The sequence below is a fragment of the Streptomyces sp. NPDC001796 genome, from assembly GCF_042892355.1.
Classification (GTDB): Bacteria; Actinomycetota; Actinomycetes; order Streptomycetales; family Streptomycetaceae; genus Streptomyces.
On the sequence record NZ_JBIAUC010000015.1, the window covers coordinates 70,122 to 88,674 of the forward strand.

15 protein-coding genes are annotated in these 18,553 nt (G+C 71.9%); all 15 read left to right on the forward strand.

What is annotated here, in order from left to right; all coding sequences use genetic code 11:
• Positions 1 to 2: 2 nt before the first annotated feature.
• The 15 genes from ACFYZE_RS26205 (at position 3) to ACFYZE_RS26275 (ending at position 18,513) form a co-directional block, all read left to right on the forward strand.
• Positions 3 to 701, forward strand: coding sequence for an SDR family oxidoreductase (locus tag ACFYZE_RS26205; protein WP_388998786.1), 699 nt, complete (start codon positions 3 to 5; stop codon positions 699 to 701).
• 30 nt (positions 702 to 731) lie between these two features.
• Positions 732 to 1,739, forward strand: coding sequence for a methionine synthase (locus ACFYZE_RS26210; RefSeq protein WP_388998788.1), 1,008 nt, complete (start codon positions 732 to 734; stop codon positions 1,737 to 1,739).
• Between the two features lie 15 nt (positions 1,740 to 1,754).
• The gene (gene ligA, locus ACFYZE_RS26215; RefSeq protein ID WP_388998791.1) at positions 1,755 to 3,950 is read left to right on the forward strand and encodes an NAD-dependent DNA ligase LigA; all 2,196 of its coding nucleotides are present in this window, start codon (positions 1,755 to 1,757) and stop codon (positions 3,948 to 3,950) included.
• A gap of 225 nt (positions 3,951 to 4,175) precedes the next feature.
• Positions 4,176 to 6,509, forward strand: coding sequence for a putative bifunctional diguanylate cyclase/phosphodiesterase (locus tag ACFYZE_RS26220; RefSeq protein WP_388998794.1), 2,334 nt, complete (start codon positions 4,176 to 4,178; stop codon positions 6,507 to 6,509).
• 14 nt (positions 6,510 to 6,523) lie between these two features.
• Positions 6,524 to 6,874 (forward strand): DUF4267 domain-containing protein, encoded by a 351-nt coding sequence (locus ACFYZE_RS26225; RefSeq protein WP_388998982.1) that lies wholly within the window; start codon positions 6,524 to 6,526, stop codon positions 6,872 to 6,874.
• Positions 6,875 to 6,905: 31 nt separating this feature from the next.
• The gene (locus ACFYZE_RS26230; RefSeq protein WP_388998797.1) at positions 6,906 to 7,400 is read left to right on the forward strand and encodes a cupin domain-containing protein; all 495 of its coding nucleotides are present in this window, start codon (positions 6,906 to 6,908) and stop codon (positions 7,398 to 7,400) included.
• Between the two features lie 248 nt (positions 7,401 to 7,648).
• Positions 7,649 to 7,945, forward strand: coding sequence for an Asp-tRNA(Asn)/Glu-tRNA(Gln) amidotransferase subunit GatC (gene gatC / locus ACFYZE_RS26235; protein ID WP_004925108.1), 297 nt, complete (start codon positions 7,649 to 7,651; stop codon positions 7,943 to 7,945).
• 6 nt (positions 7,946 to 7,951) lie between these two features.
• A complete protein-coding gene (gene gatA / locus ACFYZE_RS26240) occupies positions 7,952 to 9,454 on the forward strand; it encodes an Asp-tRNA(Asn)/Glu-tRNA(Gln) amidotransferase subunit GatA (RefSeq protein ID WP_388998800.1) in 1,503 nt (500 codons plus the stop codon).
• The gene (locus ACFYZE_RS26245) at positions 9,451 to 9,693 is read left to right on the forward strand and encodes a hypothetical protein (protein ID WP_103838024.1); all 243 of its coding nucleotides are present in this window, start codon (positions 9,451 to 9,453) and stop codon (positions 9,691 to 9,693) included. Before gatA ends, ACFYZE_RS26245 begins: the two co-directional genes overlap by 4 nt.
• A gap of 16 nt (positions 9,694 to 9,709) precedes the next feature.
• Positions 9,710 to 11,224 (forward strand): Asp-tRNA(Asn)/Glu-tRNA(Gln) amidotransferase subunit GatB, encoded by a 1,515-nt coding sequence (gatB, locus tag ACFYZE_RS26250; RefSeq protein ID WP_388998803.1) that lies wholly within the window; start codon positions 9,710 to 9,712, stop codon positions 11,222 to 11,224.
• 270 nt (positions 11,225 to 11,494) lie between these two features.
• The gene (locus tag ACFYZE_RS26255) at positions 11,495 to 13,735 is read left to right on the forward strand and encodes an MMPL family transporter (protein WP_388998806.1); all 2,241 of its coding nucleotides are present in this window, start codon (positions 11,495 to 11,497) and stop codon (positions 13,733 to 13,735) included.
• The gene (locus ACFYZE_RS26260; protein ID WP_388998809.1) at positions 13,713 to 14,330 is read left to right on the forward strand and encodes a GNAT family N-acetyltransferase; all 618 of its coding nucleotides are present in this window, start codon (positions 13,713 to 13,715) and stop codon (positions 14,328 to 14,330) included. Before ACFYZE_RS26255 ends, ACFYZE_RS26260 begins: the two co-directional genes overlap by 23 nt.
• A gap of 35 nt (positions 14,331 to 14,365) precedes the next feature.
• Positions 14,366 to 14,941, forward strand: a complete 576-nt coding sequence (locus tag ACFYZE_RS26265) for a hypothetical protein (protein WP_388998812.1) — start codon at positions 14,366 to 14,368, stop codon at positions 14,939 to 14,941.
• A 192-nt stretch (positions 14,942 to 15,133) separates the two neighbouring features.
• The gene (locus ACFYZE_RS26270; protein ID WP_388998815.1) at positions 15,134 to 15,310 is read left to right on the forward strand and encodes a hypothetical protein; all 177 of its coding nucleotides are present in this window, start codon (positions 15,134 to 15,136) and stop codon (positions 15,308 to 15,310) included.
• A 158-nt stretch (positions 15,311 to 15,468) separates the two neighbouring features.
• Positions 15,469 to 18,513, forward strand: a complete 3,045-nt coding sequence (locus tag ACFYZE_RS26275) for an AAA family ATPase (protein ID WP_388998818.1) — start codon at positions 15,469 to 15,471, stop codon at positions 18,511 to 18,513.
• Positions 18,514 to 18,553 lie beyond the last annotated feature (40 nt).

Below are 18,553 nucleotides of genomic sequence, written 5' to 3' on the forward strand. Positions count from 1 at the left end.
GCATGGCGGGCATGGCTACTCATGTGATCACCGGTGCGGGCTCCGGCATCGGCGCGGCCGTCGCCCGCCGCCTGCACGCGCGCGGGGACGACCTGCTGCTGCACGCGCGCGACGCGGGGCGGGCGAAGGAACTGGCGGCGGCGTTCCCCGGGGCGCGGACGCTGGTGGGCGACCTCGCGGAGCCCGACAGGCTGTCCTGGGCCCTCTCGCACCAGAGCCTGCCGGACCGGGTGGACTCCCTGCTGCACATCGCGGGCGTGGTCGACCTGGGCCGGGTGGGCGAGCTGACCCCGAAGTCGTGGCACCACCAGCTGAACGTCAACCTGATCGCGCCCGCCGAGCTGACCCGCCTCTTCCTGCCGCAGCTGCGCGCCGCACGCGGCCATGCGGTGTTCGTGAACTCGGGGGCGGGCCTGAACGCCCACGCGGAGTGGTCGGCGTACGCGGCCTCCAAGCACGGCCTGAAGGCCCTCGCGGACTCCCTGCGCGAGGAGGAGCACGGCAACGGCGTCCGGGTCACCTCGGTCTACCCCGGCCGCACGGCGAGCCCGATGCAGGCGAAGGTCCACCAGCAGGAGGGCAGGCAGTACGACCCGTCCCGGTGGATCGATCCCGAGTCGGTGGCGACGACGGTCCTGATGTGCCTGGACCTGCCGAGGGACGCGGAGGTCAACGACGTGACGGTGCGGCCGGGGCGGTGACCGTACCGGCCGATTGCATAGGCTGCCGGGGTGAGTGAGAACAGCCAGTTCACCTTCGGGGCCGCCACCGGCGTGGGGTCCATGCCCGGTGGGGACGCCCGGGAGGCGGCCAAGACCGTCACCGGGAGCTTCGAGGACTTTCCGTTTCTGGCCGAGCTGCCCGCGCGGGGGCCCGGCGCGGACATGATCGGGCGGACCGCGGGGATGCTCGTCGACCTGTACGCGCGCGTGGAGCCGAGCGGCTGGCGGATCGGGGACCGGCCGGGCCGGGACACCCGGCGGGCCCGCTCCTGGCTCGGCGAGGACCTCGACGCGCTCGAGGAGTTCACCCAGGACTACGAGGGGCCGCTGAAGGTGCAGGCGGTGGGCCCCTGGACGCTCGCCGCCGCGCTGGAGCTGAAGAACGGCGAGGCCGCCCTCTCCGACCCGGGCGCCTGCCGCGACCTCGCCGGCTCGCTCGCCGAGGGCCTGCGGCTCCACCTCGACGAGATGAAGAGGCGTGTCCCCGGCGCCCGGCTCGTCCTCCAGCTCGACGAGCCGTCCCTCACCGCAGTCCTGCGCGGCCGGGTGAAGACCGCGAGCGGGTACCGCACCCACCGCGCCGTCGACCGGCAGATCGTCGAGGCCACGCTGCGCGACGTGGTCGGCGTGCACTCGGACGGCCCGGTCGTGGTGCACTCCTGCGCCCCGGACGTTCCGTTCGCCCTCCTGCGCAGGGCCGGTGCCGCCGCGGTCTCCTTCGACTTCTCCCTGCTCACCGAGCGTGACGACGAGGCGATCGGGCAGGCCGTGGAAGGGGGTACACGGCTGTTCGCCGGGGTAGTGCCGTCCACGGACGGCCCATTGTCAGACCCTGCCGGTAGCGTCATGGGTGTCAGGACGCTGTGGCGCAGGCTGGGGCTGAATCCGGGGCTTCTCGCGGAGGCGGTCACGGTCACGCCGACGTGCGGGCTCGCGGGCGCCTCCCCGGACTACGCGCGCAGGGCGCTCGCCCACTGCGTCCGGGCGGCGAGATCCCTCGCGGACAACCCAGAGTAACGGGAGGACAACACGGTGGCCGGCGACAAGCAAGCGGAGACGACGGTGCCCGCCGAGGCCCGGGAGCAGCACGCGCAGCTCGCCGAGCAGATCGAGGAGCACCGCTTCCGGTACTACGTGAAGGACGCTCCCGTCATCAGCGACGCGGAGTTCGACCAGCTCCTGCGCTCCCTCGAAGCGCTGGAGGAGCAGTACCCGGAGCTGCGCACCCCGGATTCGCCCACCCAGAAGGTCGCGGGGGCATACGAGACGGAGTTCACGGCCGTCCAGCACCGCGAACGCATGCTCTCCCTGGACAACGCGTTCGACGACGAGGAGCTCGCCGCCTGGGCCGACCGCGTCGCCAAGGAGGTCGGCACCTCCGCGTACCACTTCCTGTGCGAGCTGAAGGTCGACGGCCTCGCGGTCAACCTCACCTATGAGCACGGCCGCCTCACGCGCGCGGCGACCCGTGGCGACGGCCGCACCGGCGAGGACATCACCCCGAACGTGCGTACGATCGCGGAGATCCCGGACCGCCTCAAGGGCGACCACGTCCCCGACCTCGTGGAGATCCGCGGCGAGGTCTACTTCCCGATGGAGAAGTTCGAGGAGCTCAACGCCCGGCTGGTGGCGGCCGGCGACAAGCCGTTCGCCAACCCGCGCAACGCGGCGGCCGGTTCCCTGCGCCAGAAGGACCCGCGCATCACCGCCACCCGTCCGCTGCACATGGTGGTCCACGGCATCGGCGCCCTGAAGGGCTTCAAGGACGGCCTCACCCGCCTCTCCGAGGCGTACGACCTGCTGAAGTCCTGGGGCCTGCCCACCGCCCGGCACAACAAGGTGGTCGACGACCTCGACGGCGTACGGCAGTTCATCGCCTACTTCGGGGAGAACCGCCACTCCGTGGAGCACGAGATCGACGGAGTCGTCGTCAAGCTCGACGAGATCCCGCTCCAGGGCCGCCTCGGCTCCACCTCCCGCGCCCCGCGCTGGGCGATCGCGTACAAGTACGCGCCGGAGGAGGTCAACACCAAGCTCATCAACATCCGTGTGGGTGTGGGCCGTACGGGCCGGGTCACGCCGTACGCCCAGGTCGAGCCGGTGACGGTGGCCGGCTCGGAGGTCGAGTTCGCCACCCTGCACAACCAGGACGTGGTCAAGGCCAAGGGTGTGCTCATCGGCGACACCGTGGTGCTGCGCAAGGCCGGTGACGTCATCCCGGAGATCCTCGGCCCGGTCGTCGACCTCCGCGACGGCACCGAGCGGGAGTTCGTGATGCCGTCCGAGTGCCCCGAGTGCGGCACACCGCTGCGGCCCATGAAGGAGGGTGACGTCGATCTACGTTGCCCGAACGCGCGTTCCTGTCCTGCTCAGCTGCGCGAGCGTCTGTTCTACCTCGCGGGCCGCAAGGCGCTGGACATCGAGCACTTCGGATACGTCGCCGCCGCCGCCCTCACCCAGCCCCTGGAGCCTGCCGAGCCGCCGCTGAAGGACGAGGGCGACCTGTTCGACCTCACCGTCGAACAGCTGCTGCCCATCAAGGCGTACGTCCTCGACCAGGACAGCGGCCTGCCCAAGCGAGACCCGAAGACCGGCGAGGAGAAGATCGTCACGGTCTTCGCCAACCAGCAGGGTGAGCCGAAGAAGAACGCGCTCGCGATGCTGGAGAACATTGCGGCCGCCAAGGAGCGCCCGCTCGCCCGCGTCCTCACCGGACTGTCGATCCGTCACGTCGGCCCGGTGGCCGCCGAGGCGCTGGCCCGCGAGTTCCGGTCGATCGAACGGATCGACCAGGCGAGCGAAGAGGAGCTGGCGGCCACCGACGGGGTCGGGCCCATCATCGCCGCTTCCCTCAAGCAGTGGTTCACCGAGGACTGGCACCGCGACATCATCCGCAAGTGGAAGGCCGCGGGCGTCCGTATGGAGGAGGAGGGCTCCGGCGAGGACGAGGGGCCGCGTCCGCTGGAGGGGCTCACGGTGGTCGTCACCGGAACGCTCGCGCAGTACACACGGGACGGCGCGAAGGAGGCGCTGCAGAGCCGCGGCGCCAAGGTGACCGGTTCTGTCTCCAAGAAGACGTCCTTCGTCGTGGTGGGCGAGAATCCTGGATCGAAGTACGACAAGGCCATGCAGCTGAAGGTCCCCGTGCTGGATGAGGACGGTTTCGCCGTCCTGTTGGAACGAGGGCCGGAAGCAGCCGCGGAAGTCGCGCTTCCCACCGGGGAGTAGCGGTTGAAGGTCACCCGTTCGGCGCATACCAGATGCATACGGGTGACCGGGTCGCATTCGGGCAACCGTCCACGACCGCTGCCCGTGAAAGCCTTCTGCGGCCTACTGTTGAGCTGTGCGCCTGCCGTGCCCGGACGCGTGGTGGGTTTTCAGTCGCGGTGCCGTTGACGGTTCGTCGGGCAATCGGGCCGCGTGGCGAGGGCACCGGCTGTGAGAGGGACGGGAATGGAACCGACCAAGAGCGCCGCCCCGGACTCACGGCTGCGCCTGCGCCGGGTGTCCGGCGCCTGGCGGGCGGGGTGCCGGATCGTGCGGCCGTCCGGGCACGCGGGTACGGGCGGCCCGCGTGCCCTGCCACGGGTCCTGCCGGGGGCGCCCTCCGGCCCCGGCGCCGGAGTCCCGGCGGGGAGCACCCCGGGCACGACCTCGCTGCCGGCCCTGCCGCCCGGCACCGGCGCGCTCGCCGACGGGAGTTCCTCCGGACTGCCCGGCCGCGACGGGCAGCGGCACATGTCGTGGCCCGCCCTGCCCACGGTGGTGGTCGCGGCCGCCGGGTTCGTCCTCGGCGCCGGCTTCTACCGCGCGTTCGGCGATCACCACGCGCTGTTCCCGTCCGGCGCCGTCGGCTGGTCCCTGGCCGTGCTCACCGGCATCATCGTCGGCCACCTGGTCATGCTCGGCCGCTCCCGCTGGTGGGGCGGCACGGGCTCGGGCGCCGCCCTCACCCTCGCCGTCCTGCTGCTGTACGGCTGGGTGCCCGCCGTGATGGTCAGCCTCACCGTCGTCGTCCTGGTCGGAACAGCCCGGCTGGGCCGCTGGCGGCAGGGCATACTGCACGGCGCGGTCGACCTCCTCGGCATCGGCGCCGGAGCTCTCGTACTGGCCGCCTTCGGGCGGGTGCCGACCGTCGAGACGCCCTGGGACCCGGGCACCTGGACCCTCTACGCCGTCCCCCAGGTCGTCCTCGTCGCCACCGCGTACCTCGCCGTGACCCGGCTGCTCCTGTGGTACCTGCACGCGCCGCGCGCCGGCGGCCTGCCCACCGTCGCCCGCACCGCCCTGGTCCGGCACGGACTCGTCGCCGTCGCGCTGCTGGGCATCGCCCCGCTGGTCTGCGTCGTCGCCGTCGCGGTGCCGGTCCTGCTGCCGCTGTTCTCCATCCCGCTCATCGCCCTGGACTCCACCCTGTGGATAGCGCGTGCCCGTGCCGAGGAGCGGCTGCGCGACCGGCTGACCGGGCTGCCCAACCGGCAGTGGCTGCTGGAGCGCACCTGGACGGCCCTCGACGACGCCGAGCGGATCGGCGCACGGGCCGCCCTGATGCTGATCGACCTCGACCGTTTCCGGTCCGTGAACGACACGCTCGGCCATCTCGCGGGCGACCGGCTGCTGCTGCAGATAGCCGAGCGGCTGCGGCTGGCCCTGCCGCGCGGGGCGGAGGCCGCGCGGCTCGGGGGCGACGAGTTCGCGGTCTTACTCCCGGTCGCGGACTCCACGACGTCCGCGGCGAGGGCGGCCCGCAACCTGGTCGCCGCGCTCAGTTCGCCGCTCGATCTGGACGGGCTCACGCTCGTCCTGGAGGCCAGCGCCGGGGTCGCCGTCTTCCCCGACCACGCGCTGGACGCGGAGGGGCTGCTGCGGCGGGCGGACGTGGCGATGTACCAAGCGAAACGGGACCGCACCGGGGTGGAGGTGTACGAGTCCAAGCGGGACTCGAACACACCCGACCGGCTCGGGCTGCTGGGTGATCTGCGGCGCGCGCTGGACGCGCACGAGGTGCAGTTGCACTACCAGCCGAAGGTGCGCTTCGACGGGCAGGTCGCCGGGCTCGAGGCGCTCGTGCGGTGGGTGCATCCCGAGCGCGGGAAGGTGCCGCCGGACGAGTTCATCGCGATCGCGGAGTCGTCCGGGCTGATGCCGCACCTGACGGAGTACGTGCTGGAGACGGCGCTCGAGCAGGTGGCGCGGTGGCGGGCGCAGGGGCTCACGGTGCCGGTCGCGGTGAACGTCTCGCCGCGCGACGTCCACACGCCGGGGTTCGCCGGGTCGGTCGCGGCGCGGCTGGCACGACACGGGGTCCCGCCGGGGGCGCTCCAGCTGGAGATCACGGAACACGTGCTCCTGGAGGACCCCCAGCGGGCCGCGGACACCCTGGCCGGGCTGGCCGGGCACGGCGTGAAGATGTCGCTGGACGACTTCGGCACGGGCTACTCGTCGCTCGTGCATCTGCGGCGGCTGCCGGTGAGCGAGCTGAAGATCGACCGGTCGTTCGTGGCGCGGCTCGCGGTGGACGCGGAGGACGCCGAGATCGTGCGCTGCACGGTGGACCTCGCGCACTCGCTGGGCCTGCTCGTCGTCGCGGAGGGCGTCGAGGACGACGAGACATGGGAGCGGCTGCGGGACCTGGGCTGCGACGCGGTGCAGGGATGGCTCGTCGCGGCGGCGATGCCGGCGGAGGAGACGACGGCGTGGCTGCGGGCCCGAGGAGTACGGGGGTGGCAGCGCCCCAGGGCCGCGCTGCCCGCGGCCACCGCGGACGACCCCGGGCGGCTCGGCTGATCGCCGCGTAGACCCTGGCCGTCGTGCTCGACCTGTTCTGCCTGTTCCTCGGGTACCGGTTCCTGTTCCAGCCCGGCCCCGCCGCGGCCGGCTACGGAGTTCCCGCCCGGCCGGACGGCGACGCCGGCGCCTACCTGACCGTCAAGGGCTTCAGGGACGGCGTCCACGGCGTCGTGGGCCTGGCGCTGCTGGCGTTCGCCGGTGCCCGTGCCGAGGCCTGGTTCATGCTCGCCGTGGCACTCGTGCCGCTCTTCGACACGCTGACAGTCCTGCGTCACGGCGGCACGAAGGCCGTGGCCTTCGGGATCCACTTCGCCACCGCGGTCGTTGTCCTCATCGGCGCCGGTCTGCTCTTCGCCGTCTGATCACGCCCGTACCGACACCAGGGAGTCACCCATGTCGATGTTCGTCCCGAAGTTCGACGAGTCCGTGATCGTCCGGGAGGCGGAGGCCGAGGTGGTCGGCCGTGCCCCCGCCACGATCCGGCTGCTGGCCGACAGCAGCCGGACCGGTGGGGCGCTGTCCACGCAGCGCGTCACCCTCGCGGCGGGCGCCGACGGCGCCAAGCCGCACTGGCACGACAACTCCGCCGAGATGTTCTTCCTGCTCGACGGCGCCGCCGACATCCTCTCCGGGGAGGACATCGTCACCGCCGGACCCGGCGACCTCGTCATCGTCCCGCCCGGCAAGCCGCACGCCTTCGCCGCCGTGCCCGGTGCGGACGCCGACCTGCTCATCGTCATCACCCCGGGCGTCGAGCGCTTCGAGTACTTCCGTCACCTCCAGCGCATCGCCCTCGGCGAGGCCACCCCGGAGAGCCTGCTGGAGGTACAGGACCTGTACGACAACCACTTTCTGCGCAGCGAGGCCTGGGAAGGGCGCCGAGGCTGAGGGGCGGGCGCCCGCCCCGGCGCCGAAGCCGAGGGGCGGGCCAGGCAAACCGTTTCACGGCGACCGGCCCCCGCCCCATAGGATTAGGACCTGTCGACACATTCCCGCCAGCCGTGCGACGCCTGGCACGCACGCTCGCCGCGTTCGCACGCACCGGCGCCGCACGGCCCGCCCTTCGGGCGGACGACGGGAATGGACCGACAGGCCCTAGGCCCCAACCACACACACTCACCCCAGAGGATCGCTGCATGCCTGGCATCACGCGCGAGGAGGTCGCCCACCTCGCCCGGCTGGCGCGTCTGGAGCTGAAGCCCGAAGAGCTCGACCACTTCGCCGGCCAGCTCGACGACATCATCGGCGCGGTCGCCCGCGTCAGCGAGGTCGCCGACCAAGACGTACCGCCGACCTCTCACCCGCTGCCGCTGACGAACGTCATGCGCCCGGACGAGGTCCGCCCGTCGCTCACCCCCGAGCAGGCGCTGTCCGGCGCCCCGGCCCAGGAGCAGCAGCGTTTCAAGGTGCCGCAGATCCTGGGGGAGGAGTAGCCCGCCATGACGGACAAGAACAGCATCATCCGGCTCACCGCCGCGGAGACGGCCGCGAAGATCGCCTCCGGCGAGCTGACCGCGGTCGAGGTCGCCGAGGCCCACCTCGACCGGATCGAAGCCGTCGACGAGAAGGTGCACGCCTTCCTGCACGTCGACCGTGAGGGCGCGCTCGCCCAGGCCCGTGCGGTCGACGAGAAGCGGGAGCGCGGCGAGAAGCTCGGCCCGCTCGCCGGTGTGCCCCTCGCGCTGAAGGACATCTTCACCACCGAGGGCATCCCGACCACGGTCGGATCCAAGATCCTCGAGGGCTGGATCCCGCCGTACGACGCCACCCTCACCAAGAAGCTGAAGGAAGCGGACGTCGTCATCCTCGGCAAGACCAACATGGACGAGTTCGCCATGGGGTCGTCGACGGAGAACAGCGCGTTCGGGCCGACCGGCAACCCGTGGGACCTCACCCGTATCCCCGGCGGTTCCGGCGGTGGGTCGAGCGCCGCGCTCGCGTCCTTCCAGGCGCCCCTGGCCATCGGCACCGACACCGGCGGCTCCATCCGCCAGCCCGCGGCCGTCACCGGCACGGTCGGCGTCAAGCCGACCTACGGCGGTGTCTCGCGCTACGGCATGGTCGCCTTCTCCAGCTCCCTGGACCAGGGCGGCCCCTGCGCCCGTACGGTCCTGGACGCGGCCCTGCTGCACGAGGTCATCGCGGGCCACGACCCGCTGGACTCCACCTCCGTCGACGCCCCGGTCCCGCCGGTCGTCGAGGCCGCGCGCAACGGCTCCGTGGAGGGCATGCGCGTCGGTGTCGTCAAGCAGTTCCGGGGCGAGGGCTACCAGGCCGGCGTCCTGCAGCGCTTCGACGAGTCCGTCGCGCTCCTGAAGGAGCTGGGCGCGGAGATCGTCGAGCTGGACTGCCCGTCCTTCGACCTGGCGCTGGCCGCGTACTACCTGATCGCGCCGAGCGAGTGCTCCAGCAACCTCGCCCGCTTCGACGGCCTGCGCTACGGCCTGCGCACCGGTGACGACGGCACGCACTCCGCCGAGGAGGTCACCTCGCTGACCCGTGCGGAGGGCTTCGGCCCCGAGGTCAAGCGCCGCATCATGCTCGGCACCTACGCCCTGTCCAGTGGCTACTACGACGCGTACTACGGCTCCGCCCAGAAGGTCCGTACGCTCATCACCCGCGACTTCGAGAAGTCGTTCGAGAAGGTGGACGTGATCGTGTCGCCCACGACCCCCACCACCGCCTTCCCGATCGGTGAGCGCGCCGACGACCCGATGGCGATGTACCTGGCGGACCTGTGCACCATCCCGGTCAACCTGGCCGGCAACGCCGCCATGTCGCTGCCCTGCGGTCTGGCGCCCGAGGACAACCTCCCCGTCGGCCTGCAGATCATCGCCCCGGCGATGAAGGACGACCGTCTCTACAAGGTCGGCGCCGCCGTCGAGGCCGCCTTCGTGGAAAAGTGGGGGCACCCGCTTCTCGAGGAGGCTCCGTCGCTGTGAGTAAGGCACTGTCCAAGGCCAAGGGCTTCAAGAAGTCCAAGTCCGGTACGTACCTGTCCATGGCCACCACCGCGTTCGGCGCGATCAGTGTCGCGAAGCAGGTCAAGAAGGCCCGCCTCGAACACGACACGCTGCGCCTGATCGACGCCGCCGTGTCCGCCGCCGCCATCGTCACCGGCCTGGCCCTGCTCGTGCGGGAGCTGAAGCGCCTGGGCGACGACGACGTCCTGCTGGGCTGAGAGGGAAAGTTTCACCGTGACCACCATGACCGACCTGGTGTCGTACGAGGACGCGCTGGCGTCGTACGACCCCGTCATGGGCCTCGAGGTCCATGTCGAACTCGGCACCAGGACCAAGATGTTCTGCGGCTGCTCCACGGCGCTCGGCGCCGAGCCCAACTCGCAGACCTGCCCCACCTGCCTCGGCCTGCCCGGCTCCCTCCCGGTCGTCAACGCGACCGGCGTGGAGTCCGCGATCAGGATCGGTCTCGCGCTGAACTGCGAGATCGCCGAGTGGTGCCGCTTCGCCCGGAAGAACTACTTCTATCCGGACATGCCGAAGAACTTCCAGACCTCCCAGTACGACGAGCCGATCGCCTTCAACGGCTACCTCGACGTGCAGCTGGAGGACGGCACCACCTTCCGCGTGGAGATCGAGCGCGCCCACATGGAGGAGGACACCGGCAAGTCGACGCACGTCGGCGGCGCGACCGGCCGTATCCATGGCGCCCAGCACTCGCTGCTGGACTACAACCGCGCCGGCATCCCGCTGATCGAGATCGTCACCAAGCCGATCGTCGGCGCCGGGGAGCGCGCCCCCGAGGTGGCGAAGGCGTACGTCCGCGAGCTGCGCGAGCTCATCCGGGCGCTCGGCGTCTCCGAGGCCCGCATGGAGATGGGCCAGATGCGCTGTGATGTGAACCTGTCGCTGATGCCGAAGGGCGCCGAGAAGTTCGGCACCCGCAGCGAGACCAAGAACGTCAACTCGCTGCGCTCCGTCGAGCGCGCCTGCCGCTACGAGATCCAGCGCCACGCCGCCGTGCTCGGCAGCGGCGGCACGGTGATCCAGGAGACGCGCCACTTCCACGAGGACACCGGCACGACCACCTCCGGCCGTACCAAGGAGGAGGCCGAGGACTACCGGTACTTCCCCGAGCCGGACCTGGTGCCGGTCGCGCCTCCGCGCGAGTGGGTCGAGGAGCTGCGCGCCTCGCTGCCCGAGCTGCCGCTGGTGCGCCGCAACCGGCTGCGCGAGGAGTGGGGAGTCTCCGCCACCGACATGCAGGCGATCTTGAACGCCGGTGCCCTGGACCTGATCGTCGCCACCATCGACGCGGGCGCCGACGCGGCCGCCGCGCGCAAGTGGTGGATGGGCGAGCTGGCTCGCAACGCCAACGAGTCGGGCAAGGCCCTGGAGGAGCTGCCGATCACGCCTGAGCAGGTGGCGCGCGTGACCAAGCTGGTGGAGTCGGGCGACCTGAACGACAAGCTGGCCCGCCAGGTCATCGAGGGCGTCCTCGCGGGCGAGGGGACCCCGGACGAGGTCGTCGAGAAGCGCGGTCTGAAGGTCGTCTCCGACGAGGGCGCGCTGACCGCCGCCGTCGACGAGGCCATCGCCGGCAACCCGGCCATCGCGGACAAGATCCGCGGCGGCAAGGTGGCCGCGGCCGGAGCCCTGGTCGGCGCCGTCATGAAGGCCACCCGCGGCCAGGCCGACGCGGCCCGCGTCAAGGAGCTGATCCTTCAGAAGCTCGGCGTCAGCGAGGGCTGAGAGACAGCGCGGAACGCTCCCGAGGGGCAGTACACCAACCTGGTGTACTGCCCCTCGTTCGCTTACAAAAACCTTATGCGGCGACAGAGTTGCTGGGATTGTCCTGTGACTTGGGTCCCATTCCCGTGAGTAACACCACGAAAGTGACAAACGATCTTTTCCGGCTGCCAAAGTGTTGTGGATTGCTCAGGTGTTCTTTGCGGGCTGTTCAGTTCCCTCAGTGGCTGTCCCCGGGCAAAGATCCACAAGTTACCCCAGGGAGCACGATCCGTGGCAGCCCTTGCACGTTGGTGTGTCCGCCACCGCCTTCTCACCGTTCTGCTGTGGCTGATCGCCTTCGCCGGCGTCACCGCGGCGGCAACCGCCACGGGCTCCGCGTATTCGAACAACTACGGCGCCCCCGGCACCGAGTCCGACAGCGCCTACCGGTTGATCCAGAAGAGCTTCCCGCACCTCGGCGGCGACAGCGACACCGTCGTCTGGCACACCTCCGGTGGCAGCGTGCGCGACACCGACGTCCAGCAGACGATGACCCGCACCCTGGACCGCATCGCGGACCTGCCCGGCGTCGCCTCCGTCACCAACCCCTACGAGGGCAACCGTGGCGACGCGATCAGCCGCGACGGCCACACCGCGTACGCGACGGTCACCTTCGTCCACGAGGCCCAGGACATCAAGAAGGGCGAGGCCCAGGCCGTCGTCAGCGCCGCCAAGGCCGCCGAGACCCGCGGGCTCCAGGTGGAGCTCGGCGGCAGCGCCGTCTCGCTCACCGAGGCGCAGGGCGGGCACCTCGCCGAGGCCATCGGTGTGGCCGTCGCCGCCGTGGTCCTCTTCCTCGCCTTCGGCTCCCTCGCCGCCTCCCTGCTGCCCATCGCGACCGCACTGATCGGAGTGGGCACCGCCTACTTCGGCATCGACCTGCTCGGGCACGCGATGACCGTCGCCGACTTCGCGCCCATGCTCGGCCTGCTGATCGGGCTCGGCGTCGGCATCGACTACGCGCTGTTCATCGTGACCAGGCACCGCCGCAGCCTCAAGCGCGGCGTGCCGGTGACCGAGGCCGCCGTGAACGCCGTGCACACCACCGGACGGGCCGTCGTCTTCGCGGGCGCCACCGTGTGCATCGCGCTGCTCGGCATGCTGATCCTCAGGCTCGGCTTCCTCAACGGCGTGGCCGTCGCCGCCTGCCTGACCGTGCTGCTCACCGTCGCGGCCTCCGTGACCCTGCTGCCCGCCCTGCTGTCCTTCATCGGCCCGCGCGCCCTGAGCAGGCGCGAGCGGCGCAGGCTCTACGAGCACGGGCCCGAGCCCGAGATGCCGACCGGGCTCGCGGCGCGCTGGTCCGCGTTCGTCGAGCGCCACCCCAAGAAGCTCGGCGCCGTCGCCCTGGCCGTCATGGCGCTGCTCGCGCTGCCCACGCTCTCCCTCCACCTGGGCACCTCCGACCAGGGCAACGACCCGAAGTCGTCGACCACCCGGCAGGCGTACGACCTCCTCGCCGAGGGCTTCGGCCCCGGCGTCAACGGCCCGCTCACCCTGGTCGGCAAGGTCGGCGGCGCCGAGGACAAGCTCGCCCTGGACAACCTCGGCTCCACCCTCGCCGCGACCAAGGGCGTCGCCGCCGTGACGCCGGTGACGTACAACGGCAGCGGCACCACGGCGTACCTCACCGTGGTACCCGACTCCGCCCCGCAGTCCCAGCAGACCAGCGACCTGGTGAAGCGGCTGCGCTCCGACGTGCTGCCGCGCGCCGAGAAGGGAACCACCCTCGACCTGTACGTGGGCGGCGTGACGGCCGGCTACGACGACTTCGCGAGCGTGATCGTCGGCAAGCTGCCGCTGTTCGTGAGCGTGGTGATCGGCCTGGGCTGTGTGCTGCTCCTGCTGGCCTTCCGGTCTTTCGGCATCCCGCTGAAGGCCGCCGCGATGAACCTCGCCGCCGTCGCCGCCGCCTTCGGCGTGGTCGTCGCGATCTTCCAGTGGGGCTGGGGGAGCGAGCTGCTGGGCCTCGGCAGCGCCGGCCCGATCGAGCCCTTCCTCCCCGTGATCATGGTCTCGGTGCTCTTCGGGCTGTCCATGGACTACCAGGTGTTCCTGGTCAGCCGCATGTACGAGGAATGGCTGGAGACCGGCGACAACCGCCGCGCCGTGCGCGTCGGCCTCGCCGAGACCAGCCGGGTGATCAACTCGGCCGCCGTCATCATGATCTCCGTCTTCCTGTCCTTCGTTCTCGGCGGCGACCGGGTGATCGCCATGTTCGGCATCGCGCTCGCCTCCGCCGTCGCCCTGGACGCCTTCATCCTGCGCACCCTCCTCGTCCCCGCCCTGATGCACCTCCTCGGCGCCGCGAACTGGTGGCTGCCCTCCTGGCTGGAGCGCCGGCTGCCGCGGATCAGCATCGAACCGCCCGAGTGCCGTGCGACGATCCCTGGGCAGCGCCCCGAGGAGGACGCCCTGGTCGACGTACTGCTCAAGGAGCAGGAGCGGGATGTACGCGATATCCCTGGGTGACGACGGAGCGGAACTGCGGCCCCTGGAACTGTGGCACGCCGAGGAGTTCCTCGCGCACCTCGACCGCGGCCGGGAGTTCATCACCCAGCACATCCGGTTCGGGGAGAACGCCACCGACGTGGACTCCGCCCGGGAGATCCTCAAGGGGTACGCCGACAAACGCGCCTCCGACAGCGGCTTCCTGCACGGGCTGTGGCTGGACGGCAAGCTGGTGGGCGGACTGCTCTTCCGCGTCTTCGACGCCGCCGCCGGCAACTGCGAGCTCGGATGCTGGCTGGAGCCCGCGGCGGCCGGGCGGGGCCTTGTCACCCGTGGAGCGCGGGTCCTCATCGACTGGGCGTTTGACGAGCGCGGCATGCACCGTGTGGAGTGGTACGCGTCGTCCGCCAACGAACCGAGCATCAACGTGGCGCGACGGCTCGGCATGACCCGGGAGGGGGTGCTCCGCGAGGCGTACCCGCACCGGGGTGTGCGTCAGGACATCGAGGTCTGGTCGGTGCTCGCCCCCGAATGGCGTGCGGCACACGCGCGTGACGACCGCGACGATCACCAAGAGTCGATCACCGGAAGTCGATCACCGGAAGTCGATCATTAAGAGACCTCTCAGACAGCGTCCGTACGGTGCGAGGCATGGGAACCAAGACAGTGGACGAGGCCAAGGCCGCAAGCGGCGTCGAGGCGACGAACGACGAGGAGAAGGCGGAGGTCACCAGGGCCGACGAGGCGACTGAGGCCGCCGGCGGGAGGGAGACCGAGGCCACGGAGGCTGCCGAGGTCGCGGAGGCTGACGGCGAGGCCGCGCCGCAGGGCCCCTCCGGCATCGGCCAGGGCGCCGGGGCGGTGGTTTCCGCCGCGCTCGGCCTTGTCTCGCTCAGCGGCAGCTGGCTCGGCACCGTGGCCGGAGCGCGCCAGCAGCTCATCGGCCAGTTGCGGACCTCGTCCCAGGCGAGCGTCGCCAAGCAGATCAAGGCGGTCTACGGCGACGCCTGGCACGCCACCGCGCTGTGGGGCGGCCTGTTCGCGCTCGCCGCGCTGATCGTGGGCGTCGTGGTGCTGGCCCGGCCGGCGTTCGGGGCGCCCGGGAAGCCGCAGGCCGCGTGGGTCAAGTCGGTCGCGTGGGGCGGTGTCGCGCTGGGCGTCATCGGCCTGTTCCTGGCCGTGCTGAAGTACACGGACATCCTGCTCGGGCTGCCGTCCGCCAGTTGAGGGACGCGGTATGAGGGGTCTTAGGGAATCTCCGGCACCCCCGCCGGGGACCTAAGACCCCCTCTTCGCATCTAAGGCCCCTGCCAGCCTCGAAGATGCGGAACTTTCCCGATGCGGCGAACCCCCCTCGGAAACGAAGGTTGAGGCAACGCAGAAAGCGATGCAGCACCACGACTTCCAAGGGGGACGCACATGTTCGCGTACGAGCTGCACAAGATCCGTTCCGCCCAGCTGATCCGCGAGGCCGACGACTACCGCCTCGCCCGCAGGGCCCAGCGCCGCAGCCGGCAGTCCGCCGACCACGCGGCCCGCCAGGCCCGGTCCCATAGTTCCCGCCGGGGCCGGAGCGTGTTCACCCGTGCGGCGTGAACACGCGGCCTTGGGGGGACGGCGGCACGGGCCCCGCGCTCCGGGTGCACGCCGATCTCTACCGACCCGCCGCGGCGGCCGTCCCCGAACCACCGGGGGCGGCCGCCTCGCCGTCCCCGGTGCGGATAATCGGTGCCGGTCCGTCAGTGCCTCGTGACATGCTCGGGGGCGTGGAGACCAGGTCCGTCAGCCCCGTTTTCGTCGGCCGCGACGAGGAGTTGGGGGCGTTGCACGACTCGCTAGCCCGCGCCGCGGCCGGGGAGCCCCAGGCGCTGCTCGTCGGAGGCGAGGCGGGCGTCGGCAAGACGCGGCTGCTGGAGGAGTTCACGGCGGCCGCGGCCCGCCGCGACGTCGTCGTCGTGCTCGGCGGGTGCGTCGAGATCGGCGCCGACGGGCTGCCCTTCGCGCCGTTCTCCACGGCCCTGCGCGCCCTGCGCCGGCAGCTCCCCGAGGAACTCGCCGAGGCCGCCGCCGGCCAGGAGGAGGAGCTCGCCCGGCTGCTGCCCGAACTCGGCGAGGCCCGCCGCGGCCCGCGGGACGACGAGGAGGGCATGGCCCGCCTCTTCGAGCTCACCGCCCGTCTGCTCGAGCGGATCGCCGCCCGCCGTACCGTCGTCCTCGCCCTGGAGGACCTGCACTGGGCCGACGCCTCCACCCGCCACCTGCTCGCCTACCTCCTGCGTACGCTGCGCAGTGGCCGTCTGGTCGTCGTCGCCACCTACCGCTCCGACGACATCCACCGCCGTCACCCGCTGCGCCCCCTCCTCGCCGAGCTCGACCGCCTGCGCACCGTCCGCCGCATCGAGCTGGGCCGGTTCAACCGCATCGAGGTCGAACGCCAGATCGCCGGCATCCTCGCCGCCGACCCCGACCCGGCGCAGGTCGACGACATCTTCGCCCGCTCCGACGGCAACGCGTTCTTCGTCGAGGAGCTGGCGGTGGCCGCCCAGGACGGCTGCTGCACCGGCCTCACCGACTCCCTGCGCGATCTCCTCCTCGTCCGTGTCGAGGCGCTGCCCGAGAGCGCGCAGCGGGTTGCCCGGACCGTCGCCGAGGGCGGCTCCACCGTCGAGTACCGCCTCCTCGCGGCCGTCGCCTCACTCGCCGAGGACGACCTCATCGAGGCCCTGCGTGCCGCCGTCGGCGCCAACATCCTCCTCGCCACCCCGGACGGCGACGGCTACCGGTTCCGCCACTCCCTCGTCCGCGAGGCCGTCAGCGACGACCTGCTCCCCGGCGAGCGCTCGCGTCTCAACCGGCGCTACGCCGAGGCCCTGGAGGCCGACCCCACGCTCGTCCCCGCCGACCAGCGGGCCACCCGCCTGGCCAGCTACTGGTACCACGCGCACGACGCCGCCAAGGCCCTGCCCGCCGTCCTCGACGCCGCGGTGGAGGCCCGCCGCCGGCACGCCCACTCCGAACAACTGCGGCTCCTGGAGCGGGCGATGGAGCTGTGGGACCTCGCCCCCGACGACGTACGGGCGGCCCTGCGGCCCGTGGACCACGCCGAGGTCTACCCTCCCTGCGGCTGCGACCCGGCGACCACACCCCTGCGCTACCTCGACCTGATGGCGGAGGCGGCCGTGGCGGGCCGGCTGTGCGGGGAGCGGGAACGAGCCCTGAAGATCACCAGACGGGCCCTGCGCCTGCTGGAGGAGGATCCCGACCCGCTGCGGGCCGCCTGGTTCTGGGTGCAGCGCTCCCGGCTCGTGCAGAACACGGGCCGCGGCGACGGATGGAAGGAACTCGCCACCGCCCAGGAGCTGGTACGGGGACTGCCGCCCTCGGAGGTGCACGCGGAGGTGCTCGCCATGGTCGCCGGCTGGTCGATGCTGCACGAGCCCGGCCCGGACGCTTTTTCGGCCGCCGAGCGCGCCGTGGAGTACGCGCGCATGGTCGGCGCCCGTGACATCGAGCTCAACGCCCGCCTCACCTTGGGCGGCCTCCTGGTCGACGCGGGTGACATCGACACCGGGCTCGCGGAGATCTACGAGGTCAAGGAGCAGGCGGCCGCCCTCGGCGAGGCCTATGTGAGGGGCCGCCTGCATGTGAACCTGCCGTCCCACCTCGAAGGCATCGGCCGTTCCCGGGAGGCCGTCGAGGTGCTCCGCGAAGGCCTGGAGATCACCCGGAAGCTGGGGCTGACGGACTCCGAGGCCTGGGTGTGGGGCAATCTCGGCGATTCCCTCTACTCCCTGGGCCGCTGGGACGAGGCCGCCGAGGCCGGGCTCAACTCGGAGCGGGTCGGCCAGAGTGCCAAGCCGCGCGCCTTCCGGGCCACGATCCACGCGCACCTCGCGCTCGCCCGCGGCGACCTGGCCGAGGCGGGACGGCAGCTGGCCGCCGCCCGCGCCTACCTGGGCACGCACGACACCATGCCGCAGCACGAGCTGAGGCTGGAGCACGTCACCATCGGGATCGCCGCCGGCGAAGGCCGCCTCACCGACGCCCGCGCCGCCCTCGCCACCGCACTGACCAGGGGGTTTCCGCCCGGCACCCAGCGCTACGGCTGGCCGCTCCTGCTCGCCGCCGCCACCGCCGAGGCCGACGCACTCGGGCTGCCCGCCGCCGAGCCGGGCCGCATGGAGACGCTGGAGCGGATCCGCGGCACCGCGAAGACACTCGCCGCGAACGTACCGGTGTGGCACGCGTACGCATGCTGGGTCCGCGCCGAGCTGCTGCGCGCCGAAGGCCGTGGCACACCGGAGGTCTGGGCGGAGGCCGTGACCGCCTTCGAGGCTCTGGACCGCCCGTACGACCTGGCCCGGGTCCGGCACCGGCTCGCCGAGTCCCTGCTGGCCCCGGGCGCCGACGAGGACGCCCGCGAGCGGGCCGCCGAGCTGCTGCGGCTGGCCGGGGCCGTGGCCGACCACCTCGGTGCCCGGCCGCTCGCCGACTCGGTCGCCCTGCTCGCCCGGCGCGCCCGTCTCACCCTCAGCCGAGCCCCGGAACCGGCCGCGCTCGATCCCGCCGAGTCCCTGGGGCTGACCAACCGGGAGCGGGACGTGCTCCGCCTGGTCGCGATCGGCCGCAGCAACCGGCAGATAGCGGAGGAGCTGTTCATCTCCCCGAAGACCGCCAGCGTCCACGTCTCGAACATCCTGGCGAAGCTCGGTGTCGCGGGGCGGGGCGAGGCGGCGGCGGTGGCGCACCGGTTGCGGTTGTTCCCGGCGGAGGCGCCCCCTGTCCAGGCCGCGGGCTGAGGCTTAGGCTGGCGGGCATCCGGCCCGAGGGAGGCGCCGT